Raw genomic sequence first — 15,334 nt, 5'->3', positions numbered from 1 at the left:
CCAAAACGAAAGGAGCTAAAAACACAGAACAGCTAAACTTATCCACAACCGAATAAGCCAATTCTTTAAAAACCAGTGGCTCAATATTCGATGCAAACACTGGCTCAGTTTGTCTGGCTAATCAACAGGATGAATTCGTACCGCCCTTTCTTGCGTTGGTCTTCATGTTGTTTGTGGGCTTGGCACCACCTGCAGTGGTGTTGTCCAGCTTTGCATCTTCGAGCATGATGACCTTGTTGGGGGTGTTTGCCCTAGCGGCAATGATGACAAGCTCAGGCCTCAGTAATCGAATTTTTCTTTGGCTACTCTTGAAATTGCCCAACCGCCCGCTGTGGCATCAGGTCAGCTTGATACTTTACGGTTTGGTGTTGTCCACGGGGACTCCCTCGGCAAACAACCGCATTGCATTGATGATGCCCGCATTCGACGACATGCGACTTGGTTTGCGACTAGCACCTCGCAGTGCGAACGTGACTGCTCTTTTCACCGCAACTTTTGCCGGTGCATTTCTGTTTTCATCTTCACTGGCAACCAGCAAGTCAGCCACGATTTCGGTCTTTGGTTTTTTGCCGACTCATCTGCAGGACGACTTCGGTGGGCTGTTCTGGCTGTCGGCGGCAGCTTTTTCCACCCTCGTCTTGCTAGGGTGCCATTTTTTAGCCAGCCGTTGGGTATTTCGTGATGTCGAAGTTGCCGAAGTCTCGCGGGCAATGCTGGCCGACCGTCTCAAATTACTTGGTGCACCTAGCATGGCAGAGAAGGTCACCGCTTCGGGCTTTGTACTTTTTCTCTTAGGTGCGATGACCACCAGTGTCCATCATGTCAGTCCCGCAGCAGTTGTTGGTGCGGTGTTGATCTATCTGCTGGTCACGGGTGCCATGACCAAGAACGATCTGCAAAAAAATGTGGACTGGCCGATGATTGTTTTTCTCATCAGCACCGACTGCTTGATCAAGGTCATGGATTATCTGGGCCTGACGGCTGAACTGGCTCAGTCGCTTCGGGGAATGTCAGCATTCATTCATGGCGACACTTACCGCTTCATTGGATTGGCCCTATTTGTGGTCCTGCTCCTTCGTCTTTTCTTTCCGATCCCTGCAGGTATGCTTTTGTCCGCAGTCATCTTGTTGCCAATTGCGCAGAGCCAAGGAATACACCTGTGGTTGTGCATATTCGTCATTACAGTCTTCTCAGATATCTGGTTTTTCCGATACCAGATAACTCCCTACATGATCGCCGTCAACGCTGGTGTGACTTCTGTGATGGACGAGCGAGCCTTTTTGCGCCATAACTTACTGATGAACGGTGCTCGTTTGCTTGCAGTGTTGGGCTCTCTTCCCTTGTGGAGCTGGATGGGGTTGGTATGACCCCTCACTCAAGTCGATTGCTTCGTCAAACCCTGGTCGCTGTTTTCTTGGTCACGAGTTTGCTGCTTCTGACCATTTTCAACGCCACTAAGCCCCGTATCCTTGTGCTTCACTCTCTCAGCCAGGCATCATCATGGACTTCAGCCATGGACGCAGGCTTCAACAAGGTCTTGGCATCCAACCGCATGCCAGTGTCCGTTACGCGTGACTACCTGAACCTAGACATCCTCGCCGACGGGGTGGACACCCAGGTTCTGACTGCTGCAGTTGGTCGAAAAATCGAACAGTTTGATCCACATGTGCTGATTGCGGTGGATGATGAAACCAGTGAACTTGTGGCGCGGCATTACGTGGGCCGCAGGGACATGAAAATCCTTTACACCGGTCTAATGGATGAGCCCGTAAGCTACGGTTATAGCGCCAGCAGCGGCGTCGGGGGCATTCGCGAACAATTGCCCTTGCAGGCTATCAACAGGCTGCTCGAACAGACGAATCCCACAAAATCCCTAAATATTGCGGTAGTTGGTGTGGATGATCTGACGGGCCGCGCTGAAATGGAGCAGGTGTTGCGTTACGACTGGGGACGCCACCGCATCAGGGCACAGGCGCTGGTTGGTAACTTTGAGGCCTGGAGAGCCTTTGTGTCAGGACCTGCACGCGGCGCTGACATTCTATTGGTGCTGACGACAGACAAAATACCAGCTGTACCAGGGAGTCGGCGCATGGCACCAGAGGCTGATGTGACCGCTTGGACGGAACAGCACGCCGTGCCCTTGCCTATTGGTGTGCGTGCTTCGTACGTGCGCTTCGGTGGCGGATTGGCCGTTTCATCATCGCCAACTGAACTGGGAGCGAAGGCCATGGAAATGGCCCTCAGGCAACTCGCCAATCCCGAACAGCGGCCCTCTGCATCAAGTCAGGTTAACTCTTCATATGACATATCAATGCGCCGCTCCGCTTGGGTAAGACGTGGCTTTAAACCGCCAGAAATCTACCTTGAGGCGGCACGGGCTGCAGGACAACTGTATCCTTGAAGACCAGAGGTCATAAGACTGGGATTTCGCAAGCTTTACCGGTGACTTTTTCGACACAGCGAATCCGCGATGGGGGTGGTGTCAGAGGTGAGTTGGCGGTGAAGCGGGAGAGATAGGCCTGTAAGGCATCCATATCTGTGGCTGCAATATTCTGCAGGGAAATGCGCTGGTTGGTAAAAGCAGTGAAGTAGTCGCCGCCATAGACGGCCAAAAATTCCACTGTTACGACTTTGTAAATGGCATCGAGTACCAACGGTTTGCCATGAATTCGAACCGAATCAAGGTCGATCATCTTGCCTGTACCGCTCGCTTTGCCTTGGCCTTCTGGGCTAAAAGTCCACGTGTAGGTCAGGCTGTTGCTGGGTTGCAGTACCCGCCCGCAGATGCCCTTGTATCGCTTGCCAGTGCAGTTGGGCGCCTCCCATTGCTGTTCGAGCAATCGGATCAGGGATTCGCCAGTCATCTCGACCCTGTAAAGGGCATCCCCGAAGGGCGCGACACCGAACAGGGTTTCATAGTCGACCTTGCCACCTTCTAGCATGGGCAGGTAGTTTCGCAGCCCCCCGGGGTTGATGAAAGCCACATCCGCTGTTTGACCATCGGGTACGGGCATGGCAAGGAGTGCGTCGGCAAAGACCCGGCCAATGGGGTGGTCGGCTACATCTATCCTGGTTCCGCTGCTCACCACCTGCCCGGCGCCGTCGATGTCGGTACGCAAAATATTGCTGTTAATGAAGCCCAAAGCACGGGTTCTTAGCGGCCGGGTGAGTTGGTCGTAGAACTCCACCAAGCGAGAAACTTGCGGATCCGGTGAGAGGATGGAGTAGCCCTTCGGAGCGGTCGCAGTAAGGTCGTTGATGATGGGCACTGTTTTGCCTGATTTGGACGTCACGCCGCGACCTGGTCTGATGCTTAAGTTGATCTCGGTTGCCATGCGACCATAGGAGCCAGCCTGACTCAGCAAAATACCGTTGATCTCGCACAAGTAATCGAAGTGGGTGTGCGCACTGAGCACCACATCCACGGTTGGTGGTAGTGAAGAGACAATGGATTTGATTGGTCCAGCAAGATCAGCACAAGTCTGATCTCTTAGCGATGAGGTGCTGGTGGAGCCTCCTTCGTGGAGTAGCACCACCACAGCTTCCACCCCCTCTTGTTTGAGCCGTGCAGCATGTTCTCGTATCGTACTGACTTCATCGAGAAAGGTCAGGCCTTGCGCGCCCCGTGTGGACTGTGGTGTATCGCGAAGGGTCAGGCCAATAAAGCCGATGGATACTGACCCTACCCGACGCACGAATGTTGCTGGGAACAGGCTCTTTCCTGTGTCATGGTCGATCACATTAGCTGCCAGGTAGGGAAACCGCGCTCCTTCAAAAGCACCTGTGCGGGCGCAACTGAACTCCTGCGCACTGCTTGTCGGTACCCCTGTGGCGCAGCCGCCGTTCTGCAGTCTTTTGAGCTCGGCCTTGCCCCGGTCGAATTCGTGATTACCAACCGCACTGACCTCCAGTCCGATCAGGTTCATGGCTTCAATGGTGGCCTCGCCTGTTGTCCAAGTGGACAGTGCCGGTGAGCCTCCGACAAAATCGCCAACCCCGACAAAAAGAGTGTTCGGCGATTGCGCACGTGTTTGTCGGACAAGGCTGGCAAGGTAAGCAGCGCCTCCGACATTGACACGCACATCTGCACCGCCGTCGGGATCGGGTAGGCTCATGACCAGTTGCTTTTCTGGGAGCAGATAGCCGTGAAAGTCGTTCACAGCGAGTATTTTTACACTCACGGGAGCCTCATGACTGCTGCCACAACCTTGCAACAGCCAGACTGACAGCATGGCCAGCACGACGATTGATACATATCTCCCGATACGTGTTTTGTAGCCCAGTAAGGGTTCTGATTCAAATTGATGTATTGGTTTTCTCATACGCGATAGACATGAATATGACCCATTAGCGGAGTAACTCAATCTCAGCACTACTGCACCAAGACCTTGCGTCCGCCAAACCAAGGTTTTCTGAAATCCTCGCCAACGCCTCTTATGAAACATCCAAAATTGCTAGAAGTGACCGACTCATAAAGTAAAAGCTTCATGGATTCACGCTGTCACTGATCAATCGACGTTCAAGGGCAAGAGGAAAACTTAGGTGAATTGTGAGCCCCATGATTGATCGGCACCAGACGGCGTTGTCCAAAATTAAGTATTTAAGTGACTAAAAAAATCCAATGTCGGTATTTGTCGAATTTGTATTTTCAGAGTCGTGTACAGCTTGAGCTAGGATTTGATGGTCATTAGTGGGACCCTCGTTCCTCTTGGTGCAGGAGCAATCGTATGACCGGAAAATTGACAGAAAAAATGATGGGTCTACTGGCCATGACAGCTTTGCTTGTTGCGTGTGGCGGCAACACTCAGCCTGAGCCAGTAACTCCGCAATCTCCGTACATAGGTAAATGGGGCACCTGCGATGGCAAGGGTCGAATGGATTGGCTGCAGATCAGACCAGGGGCGGCTCAAGAGCAGATGCTGCTAGAGGTTGAAACTACTTTTCATACAAAACCCGATTGCTCTGGGAGTCCCGGCGCATATCTGACGCACTCTCAATCCAGCATCGTGGCTGAGAAAACCGGGCAGGTTATCGCGACGATTATGTTGTCCGATATCGCGCGCACCGTACAAGCAGCCGCTTTCAACACAACCACTAAAGCTGGCACCCTGCGTGTGCTCTCCAGCGGCATGACAGTTGACTACTCCCGACTCAATAATGCACCTGGCATTTGGTGTGTAAAAGGGGTGGGTGGATCGGAATACTGTTTCCAGGAAGACGACGAAACTTTGATTGAGGGCGACGCCCAATTGGCCTTTTACCGGGAAAATGACCTGCTTTATGCCTTTGTTCGCAACGACAAGGATGGAACCTATAAACGTCCAGAAGTTTTCCAGCGGTATTGACGCTTAGCTCGCCTAGGGCCGGAAATAAATGAAAACGCAAACAGATGACGCGCCAAGTGTGCTGTTGGTGGAAGACGAGCCGGACCTCCGCGACGCTGTGGTTAATTTCTTACGCCTCGACGGAATCGAGGTGGTAGGTGTGGGTAGTTTAGGGGAAGCACTTTCTTTCCTTGAGCAGCAACAATTCGACGTCATCCTTCTTGATCTGGGCCTACCCGATGGCGATGGCTTGGACTTACTCCAACAGCGTAAAGATTTGAAGGAAACTGGCCTCATTATTACGAGCGCTCGCATTTCTAAGGAACACCGGCTCAAGGGCATCCGATGTGGTGCCGATGCCTACTTCGTTAAGCCCTTTGATCTCGAAGAGCTTTCTCTGCAGGTGCGTAACCTCACTCGCCGTGTGCGACGACAACAATCGGGTGACTGGCGACTTGATGAAGTGCAATGGTCATTGGTCACACCTATGGGGCTGGCGGTCAAACTCACCCAATCCGAAATTAGATTTCTTAAGCCTCTCATGCGTGCTGCTGGCGTTCCAGTCGACAGGCAGGAGTTGGTAACGAGTCTGGGCCATAAACCTGACTATTACGATGCTCGCCGAATGGAAATCATGGTCCGCCGATTGCGAAAGAAAATTGATCAGATTGGTAGCGAAGCGTTGCCGTTGCAGACGGTTTATGGCTTTGGCTTTGCCTTCACAGGGTCGGCGACCGTGCAGTCTGAGCCAGATTAAGGTCTGCCGTAACCTATGATTTTGTACGATTGACTATGTCTGTTTTTATCAAATTGCTAATGGTGTTCGCGCTGCTGTTGAGCGGATTGTCAACATCGGCGGCCACCTTGACTACGACAGTTTTGAAGTTCAATCCACTTGCAGATGCCACCTTTCTGGAAGACCCAGCTGGTCAACTTACCTTCGAGCAGGTCAGAGCAGCAGACGCACAATTTAAACATTGGGCGGGGCCTGGGAAATTGTTAAATTTCGGATTTACCCCGTCGGCCTACTGGATCAAGCTGCCTCTTGCACGAGAGGCGGACGCGCCGCAGGACTGGCTGCTCGAGATCGACTACACCAAGCTGCAGGACCTGGACTTTTATGCGCCCGATGGAACTGTGGTGCAGACCGGTAGCGCTCGTGCTTTCTTAAGCAGGCCTGTCTTTGACCGCTTTTTCATTTTTCCATTGAAGCTGACACCGCAGACGCAACCTTATTACTTGCGGGTGACCTCACGCTACGCGTTGACCGTCCCCTTGACGGTTTGGACCCCCAATGCCTACCAGGCTTCCCAGCAACGGTTTCATGCGTTGCAGTTCATGTATTACGGTGTACTGGCGGTACTGGCCATTTATGGTTTGGTTATTTTTCTGTCGATTGGCGATGGCCTCTTTGCAATCTACAGCGCGTACATCATCTCGGCTGCACTGGGGGTGTTTGCCAGCAATGGTTATGGCCGTCTTTTTGTCTGGAACGACTTCATAAAATTTGACGAAATCTCGCAAAGCCTCTTTTTGAGTCTGACGGCTTTTTTTGCAGTCATGTTTGCGCGCAGGTTAGTCCGTCTGGATTCGCGCAGCTGGTTGGATCGTTCTTTATCGCTGAGTCAGTGGATGTTTGCTCTAGCCTTCTTGATGTCTCTGGGGCATTTGGTCTATTCACACCTGCTGTTCTTGACCAATCAGATGCTCATGCTTAACTCAATGCTGATGGGTTTACTGGTCACACTGGCAGGCTTCAAAGCCTATCGACTGGACCGAAGCGGCATACGGTATTTTCTGCTGGGGTGGGTGGTTTTGTGGCTGGGTGTCTGTGGTGCTGCCTTGCGTGCTTTTGGCCTGATCCCTACTAACGGATTGACTTCTTATTTGGTGCAGATCACAACGGCAGTGGAAATGCTGTTGGTGGCGCTTGCACTCGGTGAAATATTGCGCCAGAAGCATCTCGCCCATGTTGCTACACAAGCACTGGCGCTGGAGGCCAACCAGGCCTTACTGGATCAGTCTAAGGCGTCTGAAGAAAAACTCACCCGGATGGTCCAAGAGCGAACTAACCAACTTGAGTCATCCTGGCGTGAAGAAAAGAATCTGCGTGAGCAGTATGTGAGGATTGGCTCCATGATCTCGCATGAATTTCGCACACCGCTCAGTATCATCTACAGCCAAGCCATGCTCATGCGCAAGGAGTACGCCAATGGTCTTGACGAGGTGGTTAAGCGGTTGAGTGCCATTGAAGGGGCCTCATTGCGGCTTAAGAGCATGTTCGACAAGTGGCTTCACAGTGATTCCCTGAATGAAACGCTAGCCACACTTGTACTTGGGCCTATCGATCTGGAAGCCTGGGTGCAACAGCAGCTTCAGGTTCAGCAACATTTATTGACCCGGCATAACGTGCACATGAACATGCCACTTCAAGCCTCAAAAGTCCTGGCTGATAAATATCAGCTGGAACTGGTTCTGAGTAACTTGCTCGACAATGCCGCCAAATATTCTCCTGTCGGGTCCACCATCACGGTTGGTTTACAAGAAAAATCGGGCTTAGTCGGTGTGTCTGTCACAGATCAAGGGCCTGGCATTCCATTAATGGACCAGGACAAAATATTCCGAGAATTTTTCAGGGGCTCCGTCGATAGCCAAGTTCGGGGGATGGGGTTGGGCCTTTCGATAGTTCAGCGGATTGTCCAAGCACATGAGGGCCATATTGAACTTGTCAGCACGCTTGGCGCTGGTGCCACCTTCATTATCTGGCTCCCTTGCGTGTCCTGAACTTCAGTAGCCGAGATTGAATTGGAATAAATACATTCAGCTTTGTCTACGCGTGCCTTTAGGGCGACCACTTGAAGGTCTTTACGAAGCCTGGCGAGATCGTATTCTCGAGCTAGTCATGATGGTTGTTAAGTTCTGAGTGTCGGCGAGAGTAGGCAAAATAGAACACCATTCCCAATGTCATCCATACAAGGAATGCAAGCCAGGTTGCTGCGTCCAGGCCGGCAAGAATCACTGCAATCAGCACAAGTGCCAGCAGCGGTATGAGGGGATACAGTGGCATGCGAAACCCGATCTGCGTTCCCGAGCGTTGACGTCGTAACACCATCACGCCTACGTTGACTACTGCAAAGGCCCCCAGTGTGCCTATGCTCGTTGCTTCGGCCAGTTGCCCCATGGGTACCAGAGCAGCCGGAAGAGCAATCAGCAGTGTCACGATGAGAGTGTTGGTCACCGGTGTTTGTGTTCGTGCATGTACCTTGGCAAATATCTTCGGCAACAAACCATCGCGGGCCATCGCCATGAGAATGCGAGTCTGTCCGTACATCACGACCAGAACAACGCTGAAGATTGAGACAACAGCCCCTAGTGCAATGATATTTCCTGCCCAAGTTCCGCCGACGGCGCTATTAGCCACACTGGCCAGCGCCGCCTCAGCGCCCTTTGATGCAAAGCCTTCCCAGCCGTATGTTCCCACCGCTGCGAGTGCCACCAACAGATAGAGAATGGTTACTAGCAATACGCTGCCCACAATTGCAAACGGTAGGTCACGCTGGGGGTCATGGGCTTCTTCGGCCGCAGTCGATGCGGCATCAAAGCCAATGTATGAGAAAAATACTTGTCCGGCGGCAGCGACAATTCCGGCCACTCCCAAGGGCGCAAAAGGCGTAAGCTTGTTTGCATCAAAAGCCGTAGCGGCAACGCAGCAGAAAAAAATCAGGACGACGATCTTGAGAAACACCATGAGGGTGTTGATCATGGCTGACTCAGAGGCTCCTCTGATCAGCAACAGTCCACAGGCCAGTACGACTATGAAAGCTGGGGCATTGAAGACCCCCCCCTGACCTGGCGGATTCGCAAAGTCGGGCGGTATGGCCATGTTCACCGAAGCCAGCAGTACGTTCAGATACTCACCCCAGCCTACCGCCACCGCAGCAACGGCAACACCGTATTCCAACATCAGCATCCATCCGACGCTCCAGGCCACGATTTCACCTAATGTGACGTAGGCATAAGAATAAGAGGAGCCACTAGAAGGTATTTTGCTGGCCAGTTCCGCGTATGACAGGGCCGACAAAAGCGCTGCAAGAGCTGCTACGGCAAAAGAGACCAATACGGCAGGCCCAGCTTTCTCGATTGCTGCACCCAATATGACAAAGATGCCTGAGCCAATGATTGAGCCTGTGCTGAAGCACAGCAGAGTCCAGCGGCCCATAGACCTCTTGAGCCCAATTGGATGTTTGTTTGAATGAAGGGTTTGCGGCGAAATAGAGAGTTCATATTGGGGATCCTGTCGAGACAGCGAGTGGTGGGATCAGAGGTGTGTGCATCACATTTAGGCGTACATGCGCGGGTATCGATTCAAGCCGCTGGTACGCCTCGGCTTTATGGGTCGATCAGTACCGCCCCTCGTGTCCAATTGACGCTTTGGCCTTTGTCGATCTGAACTCCAAATTGCCAAGGTAGAAGGCCTAAACCTTGTGGTCCAAACACCAGGGCCTGCATAAAGGTTCCATTGGCGCAGGCGTTTTGAGCAAAGCGATTGCCCGGTGCCGTGCGTCCTAGAAAAGGAAGAACCTGATTCCCGTAAGCGTCAGGGCCCGTGCAATTGGCCTGTAGATGTGAGCCCAGCTTGCCCACATCGTCGGTCGCGCGCCAGTCCGTTAGTGCAAAGCTCACGGACGAGGCGCCCACCAGGGTTGATGCGGAAAAGCCAGGAACTGTTGTGACCTCCCTGACCCGCATGCCGCGCAGCTGTGCGTCATACAGCTCGCTACAGGCCGCGAAATCATAGCGACCAGAGTCGATGAACAAACCCTCGATGCCCACGTCAAAGGCCTGCAGGCCGCCGGCTTGGCCAGTGTTATCCGGGTAGCAAACGTTGTTTGTCAGGCCCGATCCTGACTGGTTTAGGCGGATCATCGACAGCCTGGCCTGGTCCTGACCAAGTCCAAGCCAGCTTTGGCTGAAGACTCTGTGGCTTTTTCCTTTGACTGACACGGATACCGCCCGATTGTCTTGTGCGGTGGTGGCAAAGGCTATTTGAGCAGATGCGCCGCCGACTTCAAGCAGACCCAAAGTGGCTTCTCGACCAGTCTTGAAATTGCCAGCGATTTCGTTCAGATCGATCCAGGCAAAAAGGCCTTCTTCGATTCCACTGAGAGTCCCGATACGGCCGAGTTTCAATCCTGAGCGAGCCAACGTTGAACGGACACTGTCATAAATAGCGGTAGCTGCGGCGGGGTTTCGGCCCTCCACCAGTCGCATACCGGCAGTGGCCAAAAAATGAACTTCGACCAACGCTGGCGACACCCCACTTACTTGCAAATTGGCAACAAGTTTGTCGAGCAGCGGCTTTACGCCCAATGGGCCTGCATCACCAGGGGTGCTTTCGAAACCAGATAACGCCAAGCCGCCACTGTCCGCAAAACGCTGTTCAACCTGTAACGCATCACCTCGGAACATGCGTTCATAAAGTACAACCCGCGAACCGCTGCTCCCCGCATCGATAACTGCGACATGTTGGATGTGAGGATTAGGGCTTGGGGAGCCGCCGCAACCCGAAAGTAGGAAGTTGGCAGTCAACATGATGACTGCTACCGCGGCTTTCAGCCATGACCGTTCAAGGGTCAAATGAGATTCTTTAAACCCTTGCAAGAAACCCAAAGGGGTTGAAGAAGTTGACATGATTGTTTTTTTGAAGCGGGATTTTTGTAGACAAAGTTTGATCTTTTGCAATTGGCGAACATCAAAAAATTCTTTAGATGCAGACCTGTATTAACTTTAAATTGAATATGCCATTCGAGGGGCAGCCTTGTGGCTCAGGCCTTCATCTGTCGGAATTTGTCGTCAGCTGATGACGCTTTTTCAATCCTAATCGCGCTAGTCTGAAAGCCAATCTAATCGCTTGGTTTTCAGTCGGTGACGAGCAATTGATGAACGAAGAAAGTGACTCTAAGATGATCAAATTGTTGTGTCTGATGGTGGGTGCATGCCTGATGGCAGGCTGCCATTTTTCTTCCGCTCGCCCCTCGGTGGCCACATCCTTAGGGGTTGTAGAAGGTGTTTTCAGAAACGGCGCCATTGAATACCGCGGAATTCCCTACAGCCAGCCCCTCTCAGCAAAAGACCGTTGGACGTCGGCCACCCCGGTGCAAGCCTGGTCGGATCGCCTGGATGGTGCAGCTTTTGGCGGAGCCTGTCCTCAAACCGCTCGATTTGACTTGACTGAAGAAAGTCTCGAAGAAAATTGCCTGACGCTCAATGTGTCATCGCCTGCAAATGCAAGTTCGAATGAGCGTTTGCCAGTCCTCGTTTGGCTCCCGGGAGGTGGCTTTGTCGGAGGAGGTTCAAATCTTTACCGACTGGACAAACTTTCCCGCGAAGGCCGCATGTTGGTGGTCTCAGTGAACTACCGCGTTGGTGCGCTCGGGTTCATGTCTCATCCGTCACAGAAAGATCAACCTTGGAACGGCAATATTGGTCTCGAGGACCAGCGGCTCGCCTTGAAATGGGTACAACAACACATTGCCAAATTTGGCGGCGATCCGCAACGCGTAACGCTGGCAGGTGAATCTGCTGGCGCTGCGTCGGTATGCTTGCACTTGTTAAGCGGCAAACAAACCAGCGGTCTTTTCCGTCAGGCCATGGCTGCCAGCTATGGTTGTTTGTACCAATGGCCAACGGTAGCCAAGACGATTGTTTATGACGCCGCAACTACCGTCGACTTCTTCAAACCCAGCTGGCAGTTAATGGCTGAAAAGACTGGTTGCTTTGACCCTTCGCAGCCAGGCAGTAGTGCTGAGCTCAACTGCATGCGTGCCAAACCGCTCAAGCAGATCCTGCAAGCGCAGGAGGCCGTTGCAGCCATCAAGCCCGTGTTTCCTTTTGGCCCCAAGATCGACAACGGTCCCAACGGTACAGTGCCCTTGCCTGGGTATTCCAATGCCTTGCTGGCTGAGCACTTCAACCGTGTGCCTTTGTTGTACGGTGGCACCCAAGAAGAGCTTCGTTTGTATGTGGCCTACGATGTCCTTGGGCCACACAAGTTGATCAAGGATCCAGGCAGGATCACACCGCAGGAGCTCAAGGCCTACTTCGGTATTTATTACGGCCTTGATCCCCAGCGGCCCCTTGGCAGTCCACAAGCATGGGGAGATGCCGATTATCAGAAAATCATCGACGAATATTTTCCGGGTCGCGATGCAACCGCAGACGAGGTCGGATCCCTTTTTTCAGACTACATCCCTATAGCAGGCCTTAACAATTGCGCAGCTTTGGCCGCAGGCTCCAAATTCAGCCAGTGGTCTGCCACGGTCTATCAGTGGGAGTTCGCGGATCCTGATGCCAGGGTGCTCGGTGTGGGGATAGCCCCTGGCAAAGACCCTGGCATGGCCTTGGGGGCCGTGCACTCTTCCGAGTTGAACTACTTGTTTCCGAATCTTTCAAATACATCATCAATCAACGCGCAAGATTTACCGCCAAAGTCACAGTTGTTGGCCAACACATTGGTGCGTGCCGTATCTGAATTTGTAAGGACAGGCAATCCGAATATCCCAGACATTCCTCTATGGTCTGCCTACCGGAGCGACGCCCCCGAGAGGGTCATGCGCTTTTCAAGCGATGGCATTGCCAGCTACAACGCACGGGCTCATCATCGTTGCGCCTTCTGGGAAAAATTGGACCCCAAACTGAAGATGGAGAATTGAATATGGGCTGATTCAAGTACGAGGTGCAACAAAGATGAACCCGATAATGAGTGGCTGCGGATGTCAAGGCAGCTTGGCCACTCAAACCACCAAGTCCAAGTTACCAGATGTACAAGCTCATCAGCCGCGAAGAGCGATATCAAATTCACAGCCTATTGAAAGCCAAACAGGCCATCAGCGAGATACCAAACCAAATTGAAGATCGCAAGCAAGTGGGCCACTGGGAAGGTGATACCGTCATTGGCGTGACTCACAAACAAGCCATCGTGACGATGGTGGGGCGCAAAAGCAGCTTTGCATTGTTGGTTAAGCCGTCTAACAAATCTGCTTATTTGGTGAGCCAGGCCAACCAAGCCAAGCTCAAGCCCTTGAACTCAGGGGTGAAGACCTTGACGGTGGACCACGGCAAGGAGTTTGCCGATCACCAAGCCATCGATCAAACCCTAGGTGTAGCATCCCGACTTACTTTGCCGATCCGTATTGCAGCTGGCAGCGCTGCAGAAAAGAGAATTTCAACGGACTGCTGCGTCAGTACACTTCAATAAAGCGGCGAATGGAAACTGTCACCGATGCGGAGTTGAGGAGGTATTTCACGCCCCATTAACCCGTGTTTCAGTTCGTAATTAAATCTGTCATTGGAAAAACGCGCCGAAATTGAAAGGTAGAGGTTTTTCAATTTGGAAGTGCGCCCCGAACAATCGTCATGTTCGGGGTTTCAGCGAATTTATAAGCAACGATCATCTGAAAGATCTACAACTGTTTTTAATCGCTGATCCTCTGTCCGGATCTTGTTCAGCTGGATAAACATGTCTACGTAGCTGCCACTGTAACTATTTACCCATTGACCAGAAACGTAATCGGGCAAGATCCAATCGTGTTGTGCGCGCGGATCTGCTCGGCCGGGTGCGTAATTGTCAACAATAACGATATTGGGACGGTTCCATTGCGATGAGTCTCCCTCCAGTCCCATCCTCAATCGCTTACCCAGCCACCCAGATGGACATGCCGGTGATATTTGTAAGAACTTGTTGAAGCTCTCGACATTGGATTTCAAGGTATGTGACCACTTCTCGGCATCGTCTTCGTTGTAGTTGTAGTTGAGCCTGCCGTTGATGCGAAGACTGGTCATGGTCAGGAGGTCAAACCCAAATCCCAACTTATTGTTATAAGCATTGCCCCAGCTCCCGACGAACCAGTTATTGGAGGGGCGAACGACCAGTTGCAGAACGCGCAATTTGCTGTTTTCCGTGGCGCTGCGGTAGGCATCGAAATACTCTTTGTCTTTCGCGTTGCCGCTGTTCATGGCGGCTACTAAGTTGAGTTGGGCATCCACAATCCTCGATTTGATGTCACGCGCCCAATCAAACTCCTCGTAGGCACTGATCAGAGAATCTCCGCGCAATGTGAAGTTTTGACGGTCAAAGTTTCCGCACGGACTCTGCTGATAGTTCGGGTCCAGATTACTGCTGGCACTGCTACCCAAGACAACCACCACACGTTGACCGTCATCGAACAATTGACTTAAGGTTTTCTTCTGCCATCCCGTCTTAGCCAAATAAGACCCAAGGCGCCGCTCGATCATGGATAGGAGGTTATCGCGGGCCCGTCCATCATCGTAATTTAGGGTGATGTCCTGAAAATCCAGTATCAGGAATTCCTTGGCGTTGGCAGGTTGTCCCAGGAATGCACTTATTTCGTCAAGCGCAGTCATCAGACGTGTCTCGCTCCGATACATTCCGTGATTGAACCACCAGACACTGTCATCGGCACAACCACGGTGTGTAGCTTCCTCGACACGGAAATCGAGATACCTAATGCCGTCACTCAGCTGAGTGCCAATACTGCCTGATTGCGTTCGTGCCGTATTCATGCCATAGCGACTGTCCATGAAGGCAGTGCCTGAATCATGCGTACCTGGGATGACCAATTGATCGAGTCTCTTATCTTTGATGGTGCCCCAAGTCCGAGCCATCCAACCTGAACCAATTGCGGTTGCAGGCGCAGTAAGTGCTGGCGAGTCTGTGGACTGCGTCAGCGTATCCTGCCCACCACCGCAACCAGAAAGCATGATTGCGGCGATGCCAAGTACAAATAAGTTGAGTTTTCTCATGGTAATTGTGTGAATTTAAATTTTGCCGAAATTACAGAATGATCGCAGCCATGTCTGGACCCGAAAAGAAGCATGTGTTGTTGGCTTACTGATCGTAAAAATCACCGATTCAAGCTTGCCCAGAAAAGGGCTCGCCGAGTAGATGCTGACAATCCATCTTTACATCCAAGTGTTTTTGGGTCGATGCG

Annotated in this window: 11 protein-coding genes; 7 read left to right on the top strand and 4 right to left on the bottom strand. The window is 52.2% G+C overall.

From position 1 onward, the window contains the following. The first annotated feature begins 155 nt into the window (after nt 1–155). Nucleotides 156–1,367, top strand: a complete 1,212-nt coding sequence (locus B9Z40_RS08885) for an SLC13 family permease (RefSeq protein ID WP_369823422.1) — start codon at nt 156–158, stop codon at nt 1,365–1,367. Between the two features lie 146 nt (nt 1,368–1,513). Continuing rightward, a complete protein-coding gene (locus B9Z40_RS08880; RefSeq protein WP_143473944.1) occupies nt 1,514–2,401 on the top strand; it encodes a hypothetical protein in 888 nt (295 codons plus the stop codon). A 10-nt stretch (nt 2,402–2,411) separates the two neighbouring features. On the opposite strand, the gene B9Z40_RS08875 is transcribed toward B9Z40_RS08880, so the two are convergent. After that, nucleotides 2,412–4,322, bottom strand: coding sequence for a bifunctional UDP-sugar hydrolase/5'-nucleotidase (locus B9Z40_RS08875; protein WP_158238071.1), 1,911 nt, complete (start codon nt 4,320–4,322; stop codon nt 2,412–2,414). 405 nt (nt 4,323–4,727) lie between these two features. Between B9Z40_RS08875 and B9Z40_RS08870 the strand changes: the two genes are divergently transcribed. Genes B9Z40_RS08870 through B9Z40_RS08860 form a run of 3 tightly spaced genes read left to right on the top strand, consistent with a single transcriptional unit; the run spans nt 4,728 to nt 8,108 of the window. Next, nucleotides 4,728–5,345 carry a hypothetical protein gene (locus B9Z40_RS08870; RefSeq protein ID WP_100172813.1) on the top strand — a complete coding sequence of 206 codons (618 nt, stop codon included), beginning with the start codon at nt 4,728–4,730 and terminating at the stop codon, nt 5,343–5,345. Nucleotides 5,346–5,373: 28 nt separating this feature from the next. After that, entirely contained in the window at nt 5,374–6,081 is a 708-nt protein-coding gene (locus tag B9Z40_RS08865; RefSeq protein WP_100172812.1) for a response regulator transcription factor, read from the top strand. Nucleotides 6,082–6,116: 35 nt separating this feature from the next. After that, nucleotides 6,117–8,108 carry a sensor histidine kinase gene (locus B9Z40_RS08860; protein WP_100172811.1) on the top strand — a complete coding sequence of 664 codons (1,992 nt, stop codon included), beginning with the start codon at nt 6,117–6,119 and terminating at the stop codon, nt 8,106–8,108. A gap of 112 nt (nt 8,109–8,220) precedes the next feature. On the opposite strand, the gene B9Z40_RS08855 is transcribed toward B9Z40_RS08860, so the two are convergent. Beyond that, the gene (locus B9Z40_RS08855; RefSeq protein WP_100172810.1) at nt 8,221–9,543 is read right to left on the bottom strand and encodes an amino acid permease; all 1,323 of its coding nucleotides are present in this window, start codon (nt 9,541–9,543) and stop codon (nt 8,221–8,223) included. 170 nt (nt 9,544–9,713) lie between these two features. Then, entirely contained in the window at nt 9,714–11,066 is a 1,353-nt protein-coding gene (locus tag B9Z40_RS08850) for a hypothetical protein (protein ID WP_100172809.1), read from the bottom strand. Nucleotides 11,067–11,263: 197 nt separating this feature from the next. On the opposite strand from B9Z40_RS08850, the gene B9Z40_RS08845 reads away from it, so the two are divergent. Then, nucleotides 11,264–13,036 (top strand): carboxylesterase family protein, encoded by a 1,773-nt coding sequence (locus B9Z40_RS08845; RefSeq protein ID WP_100172808.1) that lies wholly within the window; start codon nt 11,264–11,266, stop codon nt 13,034–13,036. A 107-nt stretch (nt 13,037–13,143) separates the two neighbouring features. Beyond that, nucleotides 13,144–13,581: an IS30 family transposase gene (locus B9Z40_RS08840; RefSeq protein ID WP_100172807.1), complete on the top strand. Its 438-nt coding sequence runs from the start codon at nt 13,144–13,146 to the stop codon at nt 13,579–13,581. A 179-nt stretch (nt 13,582–13,760) separates the two neighbouring features. Here the strand turns inward: B9Z40_RS08840 and B9Z40_RS08835 are convergent, their stop codons facing one another. Continuing rightward, entirely contained in the window at nt 13,761–15,146 is a 1,386-nt protein-coding gene (locus B9Z40_RS08835) for a hypothetical protein (RefSeq protein WP_100172806.1), read from the bottom strand. Nucleotides 15,147–15,334: the final 188 nt, after the last annotated feature.

The organism is Limnohabitans sp. 15K (assembly GCF_002778285.1).
Taxonomy (GTDB): domain Bacteria; phylum Pseudomonadota; class Gammaproteobacteria; order Burkholderiales; family Burkholderiaceae_C; genus Limnohabitans_A.
The sequence above is the reverse complement of the archived record's forward strand: the minus strand, read 5'-3'. Positions and strand labels throughout refer to the sequence as shown.

What these genes read in the sequence shown, in the direction of transcription:
- B9Z40_RS08880 (WP_143473944.1), top strand. Translation starts at nt 1,514, where the DNA reads ATGGACGCAGGCTTCAACAAGGTCTTGGCATCCAACCGCATGCCAGTG.
- B9Z40_RS08875 (WP_158238071.1), bottom strand. Translation starts at nt 4,322, where the DNA reads ATGAGAAAACCAATACATCAATTTGAATCAGAACCCTTACTGGGCTAC.
- B9Z40_RS08870 (WP_100172813.1), top strand. Translation starts at nt 4,728, where the DNA reads ATGACCGGAAAATTGACAGAAAAAATGATGGGTCTACTGGCCATGACA.
- B9Z40_RS08865 (WP_100172812.1), top strand. Translation starts at nt 5,374, where the DNA reads ATGAAAACGCAAACAGATGACGCGCCAAGTGTGCTGTTGGTGGAAGAC.
- B9Z40_RS08860 (WP_100172811.1), top strand. Translation starts at nt 6,117, where the DNA reads ATGTCTGTTTTTATCAAATTGCTAATGGTGTTCGCGCTGCTGTTGAGC.
- B9Z40_RS08855 (WP_100172810.1), bottom strand. Translation starts at nt 9,543, where the DNA reads ATGGGCCGCTGGACTCTGCTGTGCTTCAGCACAGGCTCAATCATTGGC.
- B9Z40_RS08845 (WP_100172808.1), top strand. Translation starts at nt 11,264, where the DNA reads ATGAACGAAGAAAGTGACTCTAAGATGATCAAATTGTTGTGTCTGATG.
- B9Z40_RS08840 (WP_100172807.1), top strand. Translation starts at nt 13,144, where the DNA reads ATGTACAAGCTCATCAGCCGCGAAGAGCGATATCAAATTCACAGCCTA.
- B9Z40_RS08835 (WP_100172806.1), bottom strand. Translation starts at nt 15,146, where the DNA reads ATGAGAAAACTCAACTTATTTGTACTTGGCATCGCCGCAATCATGCTT.